The sequence below is a fragment of the Gaetbulibacter sp. M240 genome, from assembly GCF_043876815.1.
Taxonomy (GTDB): Bacteria; Bacteroidota; Bacteroidia; order Flavobacteriales; family Flavobacteriaceae; genus Gaetbulibacter_A.
In genome coordinates, this window is the sequence record NZ_JBAWKA010000002.1 from 462,506 (window position 1) to 481,229 (window position 18,724).

The following is an 18,724-nucleotide window of genomic DNA, read 5'->3' on the forward strand; positions in this document are numbered from 1 at the left end:
TAATTTAATTAGTAAAGTAGAATACTCATTTCGTGTATTTGTACTTAAACGTTTTTTGTTCCAGAAACTCATTTTTCAGCTTGTTGCCAACGGTTCGGTGTATATTTAGTTTCGTGGTTAGGCAACTAATTTAGCAAATAAATCACAGATAGAATATTCGGAAGGAATGTTCGTAAGTCGGCAGTGACCTAGCAATTAATTATACACGGTGTTGTGCTTTCGTTACTTTTCCTTAGTTCAGCTATTTTGTATTCAATTCGCTTTTTAAACTCAGTTGCATTGCTTTATTTGCCTTTAAAAGATCATCAAGCGAGGTAAGGACCCATGATGTTTTTATACCTAGATCGTAAAGCATTTGATCTAATTCCAGGGTGCCATATTGTTTTTTTAATTCAGAATAAGAGATAATATTTTTTTCTCTCAGTTCAAAATATTTTAATTGATGATGCTTAAATAATTCTTTGGTATCATTAATTCCATTTTTTGATAAAAATGGTTTTAGATTATTTTCTTTAAAATCCTGTAAATGTTCAAGTGCGTCATTAACATTACTCTCAAATTTGAAATAATTATAAATATTTTCTCTAGTTGTATTCTTCTCTATTTCCTTTGTAAAGTTAGAAAAGTTTGCCTCAATTATTAGATCGAACGTTCTTGCAGACCTTAAAGTACTAAGGTCAATAATTGACTTAGTATACGAAGTTCCTTGAGTTTCTAGATAAATGTGATTATGCATTGATTGATCTTTTTTATAATATTGGATGTGATCATTTATTCTGTTTTCATCTATTTGCAAATCAATTAAAATACGATTTAATAATTCTATTTCACTCTGTTGCGCTTTTCTTTGCTCATTCCAGTTATTAATAGAAAGTGCAATCAAAATCCCTATTACTACAAGAAATATTTCGCCAATGGCATATTTCAAATACTTTCCAGTTTTGTTTTTCTCAATAAGCTTGTATCGTATTTTTCTAAAGAATTTTATCATTGGTTAGCGGTTTCTGATAATGAAGTACAACGGTTTGGCTATGATTCCGTTGCGATGAAAATCCGTAGGATTTTCGGAGTAGGAATCGAGCCAAGTTAAATATGCTGATTTTTGGTTTAGCATTTAGCGAGCAATGGATTATAGTCAGGTTTAGATAGTGTTTTTATCATTTCTTCTGAAAAAAAACACTAATAGAAGAACATATAAGGTTCTCAAAATTTTCAGTCTTATTTTTAAAGAGGGAAGGGTATTTATTTATAATTTTCAAGTGACGATAATCCTTACTCTCTTCATACTTTAGTTTTATTAACTTTTCATCATACGTTTTCCATAGATCTCTAAATTTGGTTAGAGACCAGCCATTGCAATGATTAAAATCAATTGATTCTAGTTTTTTTTCTTTCACAAATTCAATGAGTGTATTTTCTGAAAACAAAAATTGACAGTAAGGAACTGTAATTTGTCGATATACATGTAATCCCATAGGGGACATAAATAATGGGCCGAATTCTAAATAAATATAGCCATTAGGCTTCAGTACTCTATATATTTCACTCATTACCTTTTCAGGATTTGAAAAATGCTCAAATGCATCATAAGAAAAAACCAAATCAACTGAGTTGTCCTTCAACTTTAAATCAGATGCGTCCATTTGTATTAAACAAACTTTATCTATTAAAGCACGGCTATCAAATCCCTCATTTCTGTTATCAATCCCGATAGCTTTTTTCCCTTTTTTCATTAAATGATAAGATACCATTCCATCCCAGCAACCCAGCTCTAGAGTAGATTCAATATTTCTAGGAACTAATTTTAAAAGGTAATCAGCTCTTTCCCTTCCACGTTTATCTAATATTTCTTTAGAGTAACCATATTCAGGGGGATGTTTAAACTGTAGTTGCATTTTCCTTAAATCAGAGATGGATAGAAAGTTTTCATTAGGATCGGCATCCATAAATTTATTTTTTGTTCTCTTATACAAAGTATAAAAAAATATAGCTTTCCCTTTCGCAAATAAGCTCTTAGGGATAACTATTAATAATAACTTTTTTAAATACTTTTTAATCAAATTTTTAATGCTATCTAACGTTTATGTGTAAGGAAAGTTGCGTGTTTGAGTGCGAGGATTTTCCGAAGGAAAATCAGAAGCTTGCAAACATAGCAACTAATATTGGTTAAGCACTAATTTAGCAATTTTTTATATACTGGGTTGTGTGCTGGCTTTTAATTCAGATATATTTTTTTAAATAGTAAAATAAATAATAATTCCAATAAAGATGGCAAAAAAGAAAAAACCAGCAATCCCATTGGCAGTTTCAGTTTCAAGTTTGTCATATTGGTTTCCTTTTTTTTTATGCCAATAGTTCTCAAACTTTATGAGTTTAGTTCCAAACAATTTAGATTTTATGTATCCAAATAAAAATCGAATGGATGCTCCGATTAGTTCAATTAAATATCTGCCAAAAATTATTTGAAAAATGGCCACTTTATAATTTTTTAATAAGTCTTCTGTTAAAAATCAAAAACAGAAAAAACAGTAGTAAACAAAGGTAAGTCAGTCCCATAAAAATATCGTGTTGAATACACAAATTAGCTTCAGAGATTTGGGAGATACACTGACCAAATTCGGTTTCATGTTTTAAGCTGACAGAAGTATTAATTGCCATAAAATAAAAAAGCGGAATTCCAATTAAAAATAGAATCAGAAATAATAAGTAAAAAGATTTTCTCAATTATTATCGTTTTTTCAGCTTGCACACAACGGTCTAGTATAACCGTCAGTTACGGATATATACGTTAATTTTCGGTTTAGCACTGACGTTAGCAATTCAGAGTGGATTCGGATGTAGTCGAATCCGCCGTAATTGCGGTTATACAATGTTGTGCTTTAGTTAGTTTTTCATTTCGTTATTAATAAGAATTGTCAGTTCTTCTTCTTTGTTTTGGACTAATTGTAACTGATTCATACTTATGTTTTCAATTGTAATTTTCCAAGATTGATAAGATTCTAATAATTTAAAAATTTTATTCTCATCCAATTGAAGTGCTTCAGCTACTATTGTTTGGTTAGGTAATCTATTTCTTATTGTCCATCCTCCCGTTTCCACACTTATCATTTTTAATAAATCAAGTGCGTCATCTATGTTGTTGTTAGATACTGTTATTAAAATGTTTTGATCTCGTTTTAACTCACTTAATTTATTTCGAATTTCTACAGGTATAAGTTTTATATCACCTGTGTTTTCTAAAGAAGAAATAGTATTTGTGTTGAAATTAATAAACCTAATATTCATCTCTAACTTTGAAATGTTTTCGATTGCCTGTGAAATATTTAAATGCGGTTCTAGATAGGTTTCTAAATAAGCATTGTATTTTGTTTTTGAAGAGTCTAAATAAGAGATGAAGTTTTCTATGTAGATTTTATCTTTTTCCAAATCAATCAATAATTGCCTGTAATATTCCTGTTTAGTATTTTCAATTTTTATGTTCTCGTTTAAGTTATTTAATTGTAGAGCAATCAAAATCCCAATAACTACAAGTATAATTTCTCCAATAGCATATTTCAAATATTTTCCAGTTTTGCCTTTTGAAAGTAAATCTTGTCTAATTTTTATAAAGAATTTTATCATTGGTTAGCGGTTTGTGATAATGAAGCACAACGGTCTCGGCTATGAGTAGCTGCGTTGGTTAGCATATAATTTTGCAGTTACACACCAAACTGAAAATCCGCGAGGGTTTTTAAAAGTAGGCGAGAACAAGCAATTACTTACAGCGATCTTTGTTGGCATTTCATTTTTTTTATTCGGATTTTCCGTTTGTTACTTTCCTTATAATTTCTACAATTGGATTCGGATTATTCGTTTCAGTGTCTTTGGTTAAATAACCAGATTTCTGATGTGAAAAAATCGTAGTTGTAGCTTGCAAAAGTACCGCGGCCTTTCGATCTTCATCTGCTGAATCTATGAAAGTATTATACGTTCCTAAACAATTTGCCCTATGTTGATTAACATTTTGATTATGTTTTTCTGCAAAGAAGTTTTTAACACACAAAACAATTGCATAAGACACAAGTGAAATTAAAGCTATACCAAAAATCCCCATTTCTATTCTCAAAGTCTTATCATCAACAACCCAAATAACTAAAACTAAAATAATAATTATCAGAATCGAATTTGTAATTAAAAGTCCAATTGCATTCTTCCTCCAGTTGTTGGCACTAGTCTTATGAGTTTCTGCTTGATTTCCAAAAATATCTGAATGTACACTTACTCCGCCTTTTGACAATTCAGTCCTTGCCGAATTTAATACTTTATTAATTTCATCTTGAGAATTTTTGGCATTCTTTATAACATTATCCAGTTCTTTGGCTTTTTTGACAGCAACTGAACTATCCTGTAATACGCGATTCTCAAGAGTTATAGCTTCAAGAATTATTTTCCAAATCTCTTCCTTTTCTTTTTCAAAGTAGGCATTTCCACCTTGGTTGGCACCATATGTAAAAAACTGAACAATTTGTTGTTTTTGTTGGGCATCAGTTTTATTTGGGTCTTTATCTGTAGTTTGAATTTTATCTAATTCGTCAAGAATCGGTTTTAATTTAGAATGAAGAATATTAAAACGAGAATCGGGTAATTGATTCAAATTATTTATGCTAACCTGACTTAGGTAATCTTTTAATTCCTCAATTTTTGGTTTTATCTCATTATAAACAAGAATTCCTTTTGTCTCATTAGCTTTAGAATTCTTTATTAAATCCTCAACTGGCGTACTAATGATTTCATTAATTCGCTCTAGAAATTGTTCTCTTGGTGATTTTTCACTCATACTGCGTTATTTAAAATGAATGCCAACAATTGTCTAAACACAATCGTATTTAACTTCCTCATATTCATCTTCAAATATACAAAACCCCTTACTTTTATGTAAGAAAGTAAAAACAAGTTATTGACGAGTGATTGTTAATAAAAAAGAAACTTAGCCTAACAACTCCCGCCGCAACACCTTCCGCACATCCACATTATCCTGCTGTGGGATCAAATGGTCTTCCAAAGCTTCTGTGTGCGTAATTTGTGCCGTATGGTCTATAAAGCCATAACCTTTATACACGCCGTTGGCTATTAAAATAAAGCCGGCTTCGTCCGCAGAGCGCCCCGGTTGTTTTATAATGTTATCCTGCAAGGTGGCGGTGGTTTGGGCGATCGCTTTTTTTACGCGTTGGTTGTACTGCTGCGGGGCTTCTTCGTCGCGACATACACCTTTACAGGTCCTTATTTTATAGTGGTTACACTGGTCCACGCCTTCCTGCAAATGGCAGTATTTGGGGCAGAGCGTATAGGTTTCGCAAAGCTGTTCCAAAAAACTGCGACAGGCGGTAATGGTATACAGCGTCATAAAGGGTTGCGGACAATTTTTTAAACGGTTGTAGGCCAGGTGCAGCACACCGTTGCGGTCTTCATAACTAAAGATTCCATAGGCCGTGGGGTTGCGTTTCGCCTGCACATTGTAGGGCGGGTAATGCCGTTTAATGGCGGCGTCTTCCATGAGCAAAGCGATCAGCTCGCTACCAGACAGTTCAAAATCGATATCGGCGATCTCACGGCACAATTGCAGTTCCTTATCCGACTTGTCGTAAAAATGGCTCAGCACGCGTTTTTTCAGGTTCTTGGCCTTGCCCACATAAATGATCTTGCCTTTTTTGTTCTTAAATAAATAAATCCCGGGCGCTTCGGGAATCCCATTAAATACTGCGGCAGGTAAGTGGGGCGGGAGCGTGGCTTCCTTGGAGTTCTTTTTAAAAAAGGTGGATATCACCTGGTCGGCGTTTTCGCTGTTCAGCAAACGTTCAAATAAGATCACGGTGGCCTCGGCATCACCACGGGCCCGGTGGCGGTCGGCAATAGGAATCCCTTCAGCGGCACACAATTTCCCTAAACTGTAGGAGCGGTGTCCGGGGAGCAGCTGCCGCGCCAAACGGATGGTGCAGAGTTTACGCCGTGTAAAATTAATGTTCAGGGCTTTAAATTCGTTACGGATAATATTGTAATCAAAATTCACATTATGCGCCACGAATATGCAGTCTGCCGTAATGGCCAATACCTGTTCGGCGATCTCACCAAAAACAGGCGCATCGGCCACCATGGCATTGTCGATCCCGGTAAGCGCGGTAATGTAAGTGGGGATGAGGGCTTCGGGATTTACCAGCGAGGTAAACTCATCGACCACGGTATCGCCGTCGTATTTAAAAATGGAGATCTCGGTGATCCTGTTACCGCGGCCGGTGGTTTCAATATCGATAATGTTATACATCATTTCACTAACTTTTCAAGCGCTTTAAGTTCTACACCCAGGCTGTTGAACATCGTGATGATGCTGGAGAGTTTCAGTTCCTGTTCGTCGTATTCCTGCGTGTTGATGCTGCAGGTGAATTCCCAGATCTCCTGTACTTCGTCTATAGGAATTTCATAGGAACCGTATAGGGTATTGTCGGGCACCAAAAGCAGGGTGTTGTTCTCTGCGATCTGGTTGTACACGCGCTTGTAGGTCATCCCATCGTTCTTACTGATCACGATATAGGTACGCCCGCTGGTGATGTCGCGGCGGTCTTCAATAAAACGTCCCACCACATAGGAGCCATCTTTCATGGGCAGCATGGAGTCGCCTTTAATAGGAAAGGCACGGTGTTTTCCGGTAGGTAAAAAAGGGAGTTTGATCTTTTCCAGCTGTTCGATATACTCCGGATCGTCATAACCGTCCAGATACCCGGCAGAGGCTTTTACGGGCACCACTTCGATGAGGTTCTCATTATCGGAATCCACCATGATCGGGAAGAGCACACGTTTATTCCCCACTTCAATAAAGGACATATCTTGCGCCTTACTGAGGTCGTTTCGCAGTATAATATCAATAGGAATTTTAAAATAATCAGACAGTTGGATGAGAAATTCGATGGTGGGTGCCGAGCGGCCTTCTTCATACGAACTGATGCGCGAGCGGGTAACGCCGAGGTCTTCCGCCAGGATTTCTTGCGTGACACCCTTGAGCTGTCTGAGATGTCGGAGGTTTTTTGAGATGGTTTTCATAATGCTACAAATGTTGGCAATAATTGCTTGTAAATGTAGCTAATTTTGTAATATGAAACAACAGATTTTACATCTTGATCTCGACACCTTTTTTGTGTCCTGTGAGCGATTGATAGACAGTAAGTTACAGAAGCGACCTTTGCTGGTGGGCGGAACGGGCGATCGCGGTGTGGTGGCAGCCTGCAGTTATGAAACCCGTCGTTTTGGGGTGCATTCGGGCATGTCGATGAAACTGGCGCGACGGCTTTGTCCGGAAGCCGTGGTGATCCGTGGGAATTCGTCGATCTATTCAAAATATTCACGATTGGTCACGGATATCATCAAAGAAAAAGTACCGGTGTTTGAAAAGGCTAGTGTGGATGAATTCTATGCCGATCTGAGTGGAATGGATCACTTCTTTGGAACCTATAAATATGCCTCCGAATTGCGGTCCACCATCATTAAAGAGACCGGTTTGCCGATCTCCTTCGGTTTGTCGGCCAATAAGATCGTATCGAAAGTGGCCACCGGCGAGGCTAAACCGAATAATCAATTACGGATCGATGCCGGCTTTGAAAAGCCTTTCATGGCACCCTTGTCGATTAAAAAGATTCCTTCCGTAGGGACTAAGACCTTTCAGACGCTACGGAACCTGGGGATCGATCGGGTGAGCGTGGTACAGCAGATGCCTTTGGAAATGATGATGAGCGTTTTGGGTATGAACGGCAAAACGATCTGGCTGCGCGCCAACGGTCTGGATAATCCGCCGCTGGTGCCGTTTCACGAGCGCAAATCGATCTCCACAGAACGCACCTTCGGGAAGGATACCACCGATATCACAAAACTGCGCACCACTATTTTCGCTATGGCGGAAAACCTGGCCTTTCAGTTGCGGCGCGGTGAGAAATTAACGGGCTGCATCAGTATCAAGATCCGATATTCCGATTTCAATACCTATAGCAAACAGCTTAAAATTCCCTATACCAGTGCCGACCATATTCTGATCCCAAAAGTGATGGAACTGTTTGATAAACTCTACCAGCGACGTTTGCTGATCCGTTTGGTTGGGGTGAAGTTCAGCGACCTGGTGACAGGGAATTATCAGATCAACCTGTTCGACGACTCTGAGGAAATGCTCCGTCTGTATAGCGCTATGGATACCATCCGAAACCGCTACGGGGAACTCAGCATCCAAAAAGCGGCGGGCATGGGAGCCAGGACCATCGGGCGTTTTCATAACCCTTTTAGTGGCGAACCACCAACCTTATTAGCACACCGCAATCAATAATGTATTTGAATTGTCACACATACTATTCCTTACGCTTCGGCACCTTTTCAGAAATCGACCTTCTGGAACTCGGGCAGGCGCATGGTTTTAAAACGCTGGCACTAACCGATATTAATAACACCTCGGCCTGTTTGAATTTTATTCGCAAAGCGAAAGATTACGGGATCAAACCCGTGGTGGGTATCGATTTTCGCAATGGCGCGAAACAGCAGTTTGTGGGCATCGCAAAGAGCAACAATGGATTTTATGAATTGAATGGCTTTTTATCGGAGCATTTACATGCGAAAAAAGTGCTTCCGGAACTGGCTCCGGACTTTAAAGAGGTATTTGTAGTGTATCCGTTTGAACAGGTCTTGCAGTTGGAAAAGACCTATTTTAAGGACTATGAATTCATTGGGGTTTCTGTGGACGAGATGAAACGTTTGCCCTTCACCATGTACAAGGATTTTAAAACGAAGTTGGTACTGCAACAACAGGTAACCATACGGGCGAAGCGCGATTTTAATGCGCATCGTTTGCTCCGGGCGATCGATAATAATACGCTGTTGAGCAAGCTCCCGAAAACGGAGGAATGTCTGGAAACGGATGTGATGTATTCCAAAGAAAAACTAAAGGAAACCTTTCAGAATTTTCCGTTCATTTTAGAGAATACCGGAGCTTTGCTGGAGCAGTGCAGCATTCATTTTGATTTCGGCAACGACCGGATCTCACAGAATCAGAGTCTGTATCTTGAGCATGCCGACGCCGATTTTGAACGTTTGAAAGTCCTTTGTAAAAAAGGCTTACCGAAGCGCTACAAGCAGCCCACGCAAAAGATCAAGGACCGTTTGCAGACCGAGTTGAAAACGATCCGGGAGATGAATTTTGTGTCCTATTTTTTGATCAATCACGACATTGTCGATTATGCGAAACAACGTGGCTTTGTACACGTGGGGCGGGGCAGTGGTGCCAACAGTATTGTGGCCTATCTTATTGGTATTACGGATGTGGACCCGATCGAACTGGATCTGTATTTTGAGCGTTTTATCAATCCGTATCGCAGTTCGCCACCGGATTTTGATATCGATTTTTCATGGAAAGAACGGGAGGAGATCACGCAGTATATTTTTAAACGCTTTAAGCATGTGGCGCTTTTAGCCGTGTACAACACTTTTAAGTATCGCGCTGTGGTTCGGGAATTGGGGAAGGTCTTTGGTTTACCGAAAGAAGAGATCGATAAGATCAGTGTGGGGAAATACGAAAAGCCGGAGCTGGACGAGTTCGGGCATCTGGTGTTGAAATACAGCAAACTCATCCAGGGCTTTCCCAATTATGTGAGTGTGCATTCCTGTGGCATCCTGATCCTGGATAACCCCATACATTATTTTTCGGCTACCGATATGCCGCCCAAAGGCTTTCCAACCGTACAGTTCGATATGATCATTGCGGAGGATGTGGGTATTTTTAAGTTCGATATTTTGGGGCAACGTGGTTTGGCGAAGATCAAGGATACGCTGGAAATTATCAGATACAACAAACCCGACGATCCGCCAATCGATATCACCGATGTGGAAACCTTTAAAAAAGATCCTAAGGTGAATGCCATGCTAAAGAACGGTAAAGCCACGGGTGCTTATTATGTGGAGTCGCCGGCCATGCGCGGATTGATGCAAAAGTTGCAAACGCAGGATTACCTGGGCTTGGTAGCGGCGAGTTCCATTATTCGGCCGGGCGTTTCCGATTCGGGGATGAAGCAGGAATTCATCAAACGCCAGCGCGACCCTGAACGCCGAAAGGAAGGCCATCCGGTATTACTGGAGATCATGCCGGAAACCTATGGCATCATGGTGTATCAGGAAGATGTATTGAAAGTAGCGCATCAGTTTGCCGGACTCACTCTGGGCGAAGCCGATGTTTTGCGACGTGGGATGAGTGGGAAGTTCCGCTCGCGGGCAGAATTCGTGGCGGTGGAAGAAAAATTTATTTCTAATTGCCGCGCCAAGGGCTATCACGACGATCTGATCTTCGAAGTATGGAATCAGATCAAGAGTTTTGCGGGCTATGCTTTTGCGAAGGGACACTCGGCCTCGTATGCTGTGGAGAGTTACCAGAGTCTGTATCTGAAATGTTATTACCCGATGGAGTTTATGGTGGCGGTGCTCAATAACGGCGGTGGCTTTTACAGCACCGAGCATTACATTCACGAAGCGCAGCAGTGTGGGGCACAGGTGGAAGCACCTTGTATCAATAACAGTGACCATCCCAATACGATCGTTGGCGATATTATTTATCTGGGTTTGGGCTATTTGAAAAACCTGGAGCATTATACGGTAAAACGCCTGTTGACCGAACGGAACTTTAACGGGCCGTATCAGTCTCTGGATGACTTTATCGATCGTGTGGCTATCAGTATCGAGCAGCTCACGATCCTGATTCGCATCGGAGCCTTTCGGTTTATAGGTGTGCCTAAGGCGGGCTTATTGTGGCAGGCCATGTTCAAACTGAACACCGGAAAACCGCACACGCAACAAAAGCAATTGTTTCGCCCAAATCATAAAAATTTTACGTTGCCGGAACTGGTGTCGGGTTGGGTGGAAGATGCCTATGATCAGATGGAGCTACTGGGTTTTTCGCTGTTTGATTATTTCAGTATGGTGAATGAATCGTTTAAGTCGCATATCATGGCGAAGGATATGAAAACGCAGGTGAACAAGCCGGTCTTGTTGTATGGCAAACTCGTGAATACACGCTATCATAAGGCATCCAATAATAAGCTTATGCGTTTTTCAACCTTTATCGACCGGAAAGGCGATTATTTTGATGCGGTCCATTTTTATCATGTGGTTGAAAAATATCCGATTCACGGGATTGGCGTTTATGAATGTTTCGGGAAGGTGATCGAAGAATTTGGCTTTTACAGTATCGAGGTGATCCGCACCCGAAAATTGGCACTGAAACCCGATCCGCGTTTGAATTAAATTTTTTGTAATTTCCGAGATATAAAACAATCACCATGTGTTTTCATATTTCCACGACCAGAAATAGCCGCGCCTTAGAAAAGCGGTATCAGGTAAAATTGAGTGATGATACGATCCGTCCGATCATGGATCAACCGCATTATCATTTAAATGGATTTGCGCATCCCAATGTGTTACTGATTCCGCAGCAAAAACCTGAGGTACTGGCACCGGGTGTTTGGGGTATTGTACCGGAAAATAAACAGCCTAACGACATAAAACCTTATTACAAAGAAGCGGTGAAGTTTGGTGGTGGACTAAACGCGCAGTCAGAGAAAGTATTCAGTCATTTTCTATATAAAAATTCTATAAGAACAAAGCGTTGTGTGATCCCGGTCGATGGCTTTTTTGAGCCCCATGATCATCAAAAGAAAAAATACCCTTTCTTCATCAAAGATAAAAACGATCAAGGCTTGTCTTTAGCGGGAATTTACACCCTTATTGGTACCTATGTCACCTTTAGTATTTTGACTAAAAAGGCGAGTCCATTATTTGAAAAGATCCACAATATCAAAAAGCGCCAACCCGTGATCTTATCCGATGATCAAGTTCAAAACTGGCTTTCCGAAACTGATGATGAGGCTTCCATAAAAGATGTACTTCAAAGTCCCTTTCCTGATGACACATTAGATTGTTACCCGGTAAGCAAGGATCTGTTCAGTCCGAAAGCAGATAGTGATGTACCGGGAATACAGGAGCTTCAATATTATCCTGAATTAGAACATTTTAAAATTTGATTCGATTTTTATTGTTGAGATTCTTCGCTGTCGCTCTGAATGACACCGGATTTATTTTTTAACAGAAGGCTTCACTGTAGGCGCCATGACGTTTGTCATTCAGAAGGAACGCAGTGACTGAAGAATCTCTTTTTATGGTGTGAGATTCTTCGCTGGCGCTCTGAATGACACTGGATTTATTTTTTAACAGATGGCTTCGCTGTGCTCGCCATGACGTTTGTCATTCAGGAGGAACGCAGTGACTGAAGAATCTATTTTTATGGTGTGAGATTCTTCGCTTGCGCTCTGAATGACACCGGATTTATTTTTTAACAGATGGCTTCGCTGTTCTCGCCATGACGTTTGTCATTCAGAAGGAACGCAGTGACTGAAGAATCTCTTTTTATGGTGTGAGATTCTTCGCTGGCGCTCTGAATGACACCGGATTTATTTTTTAACAGATTGCTTCACGTTGTTTGCAATGATGGTCATTGCGTTAGGGATAGAAGCGAAAAGCCCACAGCGAGGAACGAGCGAGGACTTGTAGCGTATAGCCCGACCCGCAGGGTAACGCCAAAAAAAAGATTCCCGCCTTAGCGGGAATGACAACTAACGATGAAAGTTGTAGAATATCAAAAGCCGTTTATTCAGGAGTGGTTCAAGCATCAATTTTTTAATTATTTAATACTTTTTAACCATTCCTTATATTTTTCACCCAGAATTGGGACCGGTTTTTCCTTTTCGTTTATGGCATTTACCAATCCCATTATCCACATATAGAGCAAAATGAAAACACCTAAAAAGTTTACAATCCACCCTAAAAAAGGAATCATTCCAACGATACCTAAGGCAATACCTGTTAAGGCTAAGCCTAATGACTGTTTTATGTGATAACTCGCAAAACTATTTTTCTTTTCATTGTTCATTATAAAGGCAATCACTAAACCGATTAAGGTGATGTAGGCTATAATGGCAACCGTTTTACCTTCTTGAGTTGTTGCGTTGGTTCGAGATGGTGTGGATGTTGTATTTGTTTCAGTAGATTCCATGCTGTTTTATTTTAAAAGTTGATTCAGATTTAATTTTTCAATAAGGTTCCATGTTGCCTCTGGATCCATGTCTTTTGCATTTACCATTACGATGAGCCGATCCTTGTATACGAACTGTAGGTCGGTATCATCTCTTTTCTTATGATAGGTTTGCTTTGCCCTGATGTCGTTTACCGTTACCGTTTTTATATGTCTACTCTCACTTTCTTCCTCCATTTCCATATTGGTAGACATTCCCATTCCGGTTATTAATGTACTTCCCATTTGACCGGCACCATCGATGATTTCTACTCGTAGTTGCTTACCTTCAGGTTCCTTATAGGTTCCTTCTATGGAAGCTACATTAAGATAACCGGCTTTTCCCACTTTAAATCCGGTCCGGTTCAGACCGTCAACCGATTCTGGTAACCAGGCTTTTAGCTCCTCGTTAGTCAAGGGTTCAAGCTCCTTAAGTTTTTCTGCTTTTTTCTGGGACTCCTTGGCATTGCTTACCATATCTGTGATATTGCTGATATTCTGTTGTGCGTTTCTTATTTTATCTGCAGTTTCGTTTTTGCAAGCAGTTATTGCAGATATTGCGAGGATACCTAATAGAAGTGTTTTAATAGTTTTCATTTTTTATAAGATTTATTAATTTTTGTATTGTCTTTGAATCTTTTTCCAAGTTATTTTCAGAATAATATTTATTTAATTGGATGTTTAAATTTTTAAGGTCCAAAGAATTATATTATTGGTGTTTTTGGTGCTTAGAAGAAAATAAGAGAGACTTCACCCTCCTTTTCTAAGTTGACTTTTGCTTTAGTTTTACCTATTTCGACAACGTCAACTTCCTGAAACATGCCGCCGGGGATGAACATTCCACCTGGAATAAACATCCCACCCGGAATAAGTTCCCTTTCAATTATGGGCTCATCACCAGACTCTTGTTGCATAAAAAGTGTGAGTACTATTCCTTCTTCAAAATCCAATTTTTCAAGATTATAAGAGCCCTCATCCATCATTACGGAATAAAACGGATTGGCTCCCGAATATTTTTCCTTTAACATATCTTGATTTTTCACAAAGTCGTTATAGTGACAAATGCCTTGAATCTCCTCTGAAGATTCATTAATAAAGACTGTAAAAGCAAGTATATCTGGATTGATAGGCTTGCTTAGAATAGCTTCTTCTTCAGGATTAGCAGAAGTTTCTCCATGGTCTTGAGCACTCACTAAATAAGCGCTAAAAATGAATAGTGTTGCAATAAATAATTGTGTTGTTTTCATGATTTTAAAATTTAAATTTTTAATTAGATTATTCAACTTCTCTGTTTAAGCTAAAGGATAAACCAATCTCATCTTTTTTATGGTTTGTTCTGATCACATTCTCTCGGTTTATACCGTTGTTCCCTCGATTTCCTGAGAAAAATCCTCGAAGAGAAATAATGGGGTCTATAGGCGCGTCTATGAGATACAAGGACTTTCGGACGGCAGGAAACTCGTCATCTGAAACTTCTTCATTAAAAACGCGGATGGGATTAGGGTCCGTGTCACTCTCCTTAATATGTACTGAAAATCTGAGGTAAGCGTTTTTCTCAAAGTCTTCTAGGGAAATACCTCCAAAATCGTTGAGGTCTATGTGCACAAAAGCTTCATTTTCTGCCAAGGACATCCCTTCGCCTTTTCCCAATTCTACTGCCTTGTCTCTATCGATTCTAAATAATTCGCCCTTAAACCGGCTTGAGGTTCCATTGGTAAATTCTAAATTCTTGTCCAATCGCAATTTAATTTTATCTTCATCAGGGGTTGTAAACCAAAGTTCTAAATCGCAATGGCCATATAAGTCTAACTTTCCTCCCGGAATACCTCGATCATTGGCTTCAAAAACACCCAACCAGTCGAATCGAAACCTGTAGGTAACCTTGCTGGCATTAGATTTGGCATTCTCTGTAGTGCCATGTTGCGGCCTGGGTATGGCTACAGTTCTATTAAAATTTATGGTTTTAGTAGATGAAGACACTAAAGCCATAGTATTGTCTAGGTATACAAAGCCTCGTTCCTTATCCCAGTTATCTGGGTTAAATTCAACATCTATCACATGATTGCCAGATTGGTAGGTTTTAGTAGCCTTGTCCAATAACTGTCCCTGCACATTTCTTACGAATATGCTTCTGTTCGTGGCTATGACCCAGCCTCCTTGAGGCGTAAATTCAATATCCGTTATATGATGGCCGCCTTGCAAATATTCAAATAAAACCTCTTTAAGCTCTTTCGGAACCTTATCATTGGCATTGTAGGTTTTATTTGAATATAAAATAATGGCCTCGCCTTTATGACCATAAGCAATGATTGGGGTTTGGTCTTGATTTTGGTTTTCGGTATTTAAGGTCTGGATGTTGGTTTTAACAGTGGCTGTTCTGTTCTTCAATTTCAGATTCTGGCCGAAAGAGATGGTGCAAGCCATTATCAGACTTAAAAAAAATATTATTGATTTCATGATTTTTATATTTAAACTTGATTTAATCAATTCCATTAACATCGATTACCCTTCTGCTATTTTGATCATAGACATATTCAAGTGTTTTTTTATAAAATCGAATTTTTCCATGAAATAGAGCTGCCCCATCAAGATTATCAGGGATGCCTTTAAAATAGGCCCTGATGTAGCCCTCATTAAGAACCTTCCCGGTTTTTGGCATGTATTTGTAGTATTTGTTTCCTTTAAAAAACCACATAAAACTTCCTTGACAGAAGACGGCATCTAAGTTGTATGGTACGCCTTTAAAATCATCATTATTGATGACTCCAATTTTTTTGACACTATTTATTAAATTATCAAAAACGTAATATTTGTTGCTTTTAAAAAAGAGTGTTTCATTCGCTGAGTCATCATAGCATACGGCATCTATATATGGTGGAATACCGGGATATTTGTCATATCCCAATTTAAATTGTTTATGAGATTGACGACTTGGACCTACTTCTGGTGCCGAATTAATTATAAAAGGAAGTTTTTCATACCACGATTCTTCCTCCTTCTTTTTGGGCCAATAGTCTGCGGATACATAGACATATTCATCTTTTATAACATCTAATAGCTGATTTTCATGGCTATAATCTGATGGCTTTTCAGCATCAAAAATGGCATCGACTCTTGGGTACAGGTTCGGCCATTCGTCATAGCCAATTCGCCCTCGTTTATTTATTTTTCTTTGGTTACTATCATATCTGTAATACAAGTCGCCTTTAAAAAAATAAACGTAACCATTGCGCAATAAGGCTGCATCCGGGTTTTTTGGAACGCCTTTAAAGTACCTTTCGCCTATGGCACCTTTTTGAATAACCTTTTTCGAAATTGCACTCCATTGAAAAAACTCCCCATCCTTAAAGAAGAAGACGATCTCCCCTCCATTTACCCAATAGGCGGCATCAAAAGGCCCCTCCAATCCTTGAAAATTATCTATTCCAACAATGCCCTTTTGTACTGCTTTTTTCTGACTGAATGAATATCTATAAAAGGTATTTCCTTTAAATAAATAGGCTTCATTGTTGTTGTGATCGGTCACAGCGGCATCCAAACTGATGTCTGTTCCCTTCCAGCTTGGCTTCCCAATCCGATTTAATTCTAATAGCTTTTTATTCTCAAAGTCATAGGCATGGTAAAAAACCCTTCTAAAGAAGTAAATCTTACCATTAGGATGTACTAATGATGCTTGAAACAAATCACGATCGTTATTGACAAACGCAACCGATTCTTCAATTTCTTGCTCGTTGGGCTCTGTTCCTGAGGCTTCTTGAGTAGACTCAGGATTCAGCCTTACCCAAATTTGATAGTTGCCTGCTCCCGAGGCCAGAACATTTAATTTCATGGTGTCTTTGTGCACGAATATCATTTTTGCATCGTAGTAGCTGTAATTACTTCCAAGTTCTTGATGTTTTATAGATTTGGAATCTTGGATTTCTATATTCTTCCATTTAAGGTCTCCCTTTTTAAGAGGTGTTTTCGCGGGGTTTTCAATAGTTCCTTCAGTATTGTTAACGGTCACCGTCATACCGTCAGCATCATCGTTATTTCCTCCGATTCTGATCCAAGTTCCTTTTAAACTATAAAGAAGCTTAGTGTCTATTCGATTGGCTTTTACTACTGGTGAAACGCGCGGCATAACACGTAGGGGCACTTTTTTCGTGAGTGGTTTTATTCTTTGTGCATGGCCTTTTAAGGCTAGGCCTAAGACCAAGACGGTACACAGTATTGACAGTTTCGATTTCATAAATGGTTTATTTTATGATGTTAAACTCAACACGTCTGTTTTTGGCATGGTCACTTGGAGAGTTGCCTTCTGCTAAAAGTTCAGTTTCGCCTTTACCCTCAGTTTCTAATTGCGCTTCGGGTACCTTTAAATAATCAGTCAGAGCATTGACCACAGATTGTGCACGTTCTTGAGAAAGTTTAAGGTTATTGTTAGTATCACCAACAGCATCTGTATGACCAATGACTTTCACACGAAGGTCTTTGTTGCTTTTGAGAACACTGGCTACTTCTTTAAGGACACCGAAAGACTCCTGCTTTATAACTGCACTACCCGTATCGAAGGTTATGCCATATGTTACAAGCTTGCCTTCCTCTAACAGTTTACTTCGTATATCTGACTTTCCTTCTGCAAATCGAATATTGCTTAGATAATAGTAAATATCATCCTTTGGTACATTGGTGAAAAACCGAAAGCTTTTTGCTAAATTCGAATCTTCAAAAGCTCTAGGAAGGTCAAATACTTTCTCTTCATCCAGATACACGCGTAAGCGCTTTCCTTGTTTCCAGATAGAAACATGCATGATCTTTGTAGGGGTCCAAGAATCGTATTGTAAAGTAGAAAAGTCCTTTTCTGTTCGACTATTTAAATTATTATCTGTAGCGTATTTATAAAATTCAATCTTTCCTTTATCACCAACTCCTCCGTAAATTAAAAAGGAGGCTCCATTTTTACCGGGAGTATCATCGTTAAGGTCATAGTTGGGATTTTCTAAATCAGATATGGTGGTAAAAAAAACAGGTTTAAACCCGCCCATTTTGATATCGTAATCTATAATTAGATCATACTCAAGAGTGAAATTTTCAGGAAGATCATCCATAAAATCAGGGACAAATGACCCTTTTCCCAATCCCAATTGGGCCCAATTACCTTCATAAATATTTAAGCCCACCACCTCAACAGAATTTGACGTATTCCAATGGGCAGGCAAATCACCAATATTATCTTCCGAAAAATCCTCGTAGGTTTTTATCTCATCACCTGGTACAAAATCGAACTTACTATAATGTTCAAATAATGTTTCTTGTTGGGCAGCGGAATTTCCGGCTTCGGTTTCCTCGCCTTTTCTATTTTTCGTTTCTTTTTTAGTTCTTCTCTTTTTACCATTTAGCAGGGTGTCAACTGCTTTTCCTGTTTCTTTTCTGGTTTTATCCTCAACCTTATCAATAACGGTTTCCTCTGCAGCCTTTTCAATTTTATTTTTTAACTTTTTAAATAATTGCGCATTGGCTTCCGTTGAAAAGCTCATGATTAAAAAAAGAACACTAAGTAATTTGATCGTTTTCATTTTAATGATTTTGTAGTTTACACCTATTGATGTATATTTTTGAAAAAGG

General features: G+C 38.9%; 15 protein-coding genes. 3 read left to right on the forward strand and 12 right to left on the reverse strand.

Annotated elements, in window-relative coordinates:
* Positions 1-241: 241 nt before the first annotated feature.
* From V8G61_RS07600 to V8G61_RS07625, 6 genes are all read right to left on the reverse strand, one after another.
* Positions 242-991, reverse strand: a complete 750-nt coding sequence (locus V8G61_RS07600) for a DUF6090 family protein (protein ID WP_394874926.1) — start codon at positions 989-991, stop codon at positions 242-244.
* A gap of 166 nt (positions 992-1,157) precedes the next feature.
* A complete protein-coding gene (locus V8G61_RS07605) occupies positions 1,158-2,060 on the reverse strand; it encodes a class I SAM-dependent methyltransferase (RefSeq protein WP_394874927.1) in 903 nt (300 codons plus the stop codon).
* A gap of 823 nt (positions 2,061-2,883) precedes the next feature.
* Positions 2,884-3,621 (reverse strand): hypothetical protein, encoded by a 738-nt coding sequence (locus tag V8G61_RS07610; RefSeq protein ID WP_394874928.1) that lies wholly within the window; start codon positions 3,619-3,621, stop codon positions 2,884-2,886.
* Positions 3,622-3,790: 169 nt separating this feature from the next.
* On the reverse strand, positions 3,791-4,816 hold the full coding sequence (locus tag V8G61_RS07615; protein ID WP_394874929.1) for a hypothetical protein: 1,026 nt from the start codon (positions 4,814-4,816) through the stop codon (positions 3,791-3,793).
* 150 nt (positions 4,817-4,966) lie between these two features.
* Complete coding sequence (locus V8G61_RS07620) at positions 4,967-6,301, reverse strand: exonuclease domain-containing protein (protein WP_394874930.1); 1,335 nt, start codon at positions 6,299-6,301, stop codon at positions 4,967-4,969.
* Positions 6,298-7,071, reverse strand: a complete 774-nt coding sequence (locus V8G61_RS07625) for an XRE family transcriptional regulator (protein ID WP_394874931.1) — start codon at positions 7,069-7,071, stop codon at positions 6,298-6,300. Before V8G61_RS07625 ends, V8G61_RS07620 begins: the two co-directional genes overlap by 4 nt.
* A gap of 52 nt (positions 7,072-7,123) precedes the next feature.
* On the opposite strand from V8G61_RS07625, the gene V8G61_RS07630 reads away from it, so the two are divergent.
* The 3 genes from V8G61_RS07630 to V8G61_RS07640 are packed head-to-tail and all read left to right on the forward strand — an operon-like array spanning position 7,124 to position 12,071.
* Positions 7,124-8,338 (forward strand): DNA polymerase IV, encoded by a 1,215-nt coding sequence (locus V8G61_RS07630; protein ID WP_394874932.1) that lies wholly within the window; start codon positions 7,124-7,126, stop codon positions 8,336-8,338.
* A complete protein-coding gene (locus V8G61_RS07635) occupies positions 8,338-11,295 on the forward strand; it encodes a DNA polymerase III subunit alpha (protein ID WP_394874934.1) in 2,958 nt (985 codons plus the stop codon). The genes V8G61_RS07630 and V8G61_RS07635 overlap by 1 nt, the downstream gene beginning before the upstream one ends.
* Before the next feature lie 35 nt (positions 11,296-11,330).
* Complete coding sequence (locus tag V8G61_RS07640; protein WP_394874935.1) at positions 11,331-12,071, forward strand: SOS response-associated peptidase; 741 nt, start codon at positions 11,331-11,333, stop codon at positions 12,069-12,071.
* Between the two features lie 656 nt (positions 12,072-12,727).
* On the opposite strand, the gene V8G61_RS07645 is transcribed toward V8G61_RS07640, so the two are convergent.
* From V8G61_RS07645 to V8G61_RS07670, 6 genes are all read right to left on the reverse strand, one after another.
* The gene (locus tag V8G61_RS07645) at positions 12,728-13,099 is read right to left on the reverse strand and encodes a DUF4870 domain-containing protein (RefSeq protein WP_394874936.1); all 372 of its coding nucleotides are present in this window, start codon (positions 13,097-13,099) and stop codon (positions 12,728-12,730) included.
* Positions 13,100-13,105: 6 nt separating this feature from the next.
* Positions 13,106-13,714: a hypothetical protein gene (locus tag V8G61_RS07650; protein ID WP_394874937.1), complete on the reverse strand. Its 609-nt coding sequence runs from the start codon at positions 13,712-13,714 to the stop codon at positions 13,106-13,108.
* Between the two features lie 131 nt (positions 13,715-13,845).
* Complete coding sequence (locus V8G61_RS07655) at positions 13,846-14,364, reverse strand: hypothetical protein (protein ID WP_394874938.1); 519 nt, start codon at positions 14,362-14,364, stop codon at positions 13,846-13,848.
* Between the two features lie 28 nt (positions 14,365-14,392).
* Entirely contained in the window at positions 14,393-15,574 is a 1,182-nt protein-coding gene (locus tag V8G61_RS07660; RefSeq protein ID WP_394874940.1) for a hypothetical protein, read from the reverse strand.
* Positions 15,575-15,596: 22 nt separating this feature from the next.
* A complete protein-coding gene (locus tag V8G61_RS07665) occupies positions 15,597-17,348 on the reverse strand; it encodes a hemopexin repeat-containing protein (RefSeq protein WP_394874942.1) in 1,752 nt (583 codons plus the stop codon).
* A gap of 7 nt (positions 17,349-17,355) precedes the next feature.
* The gene (locus V8G61_RS07670; RefSeq protein ID WP_394874943.1) at positions 17,356-18,675 is read right to left on the reverse strand and encodes an OmpA family protein; all 1,320 of its coding nucleotides are present in this window, start codon (positions 18,673-18,675) and stop codon (positions 17,356-17,358) included.
* Positions 18,676-18,724: the final 49 nt, after the last annotated feature.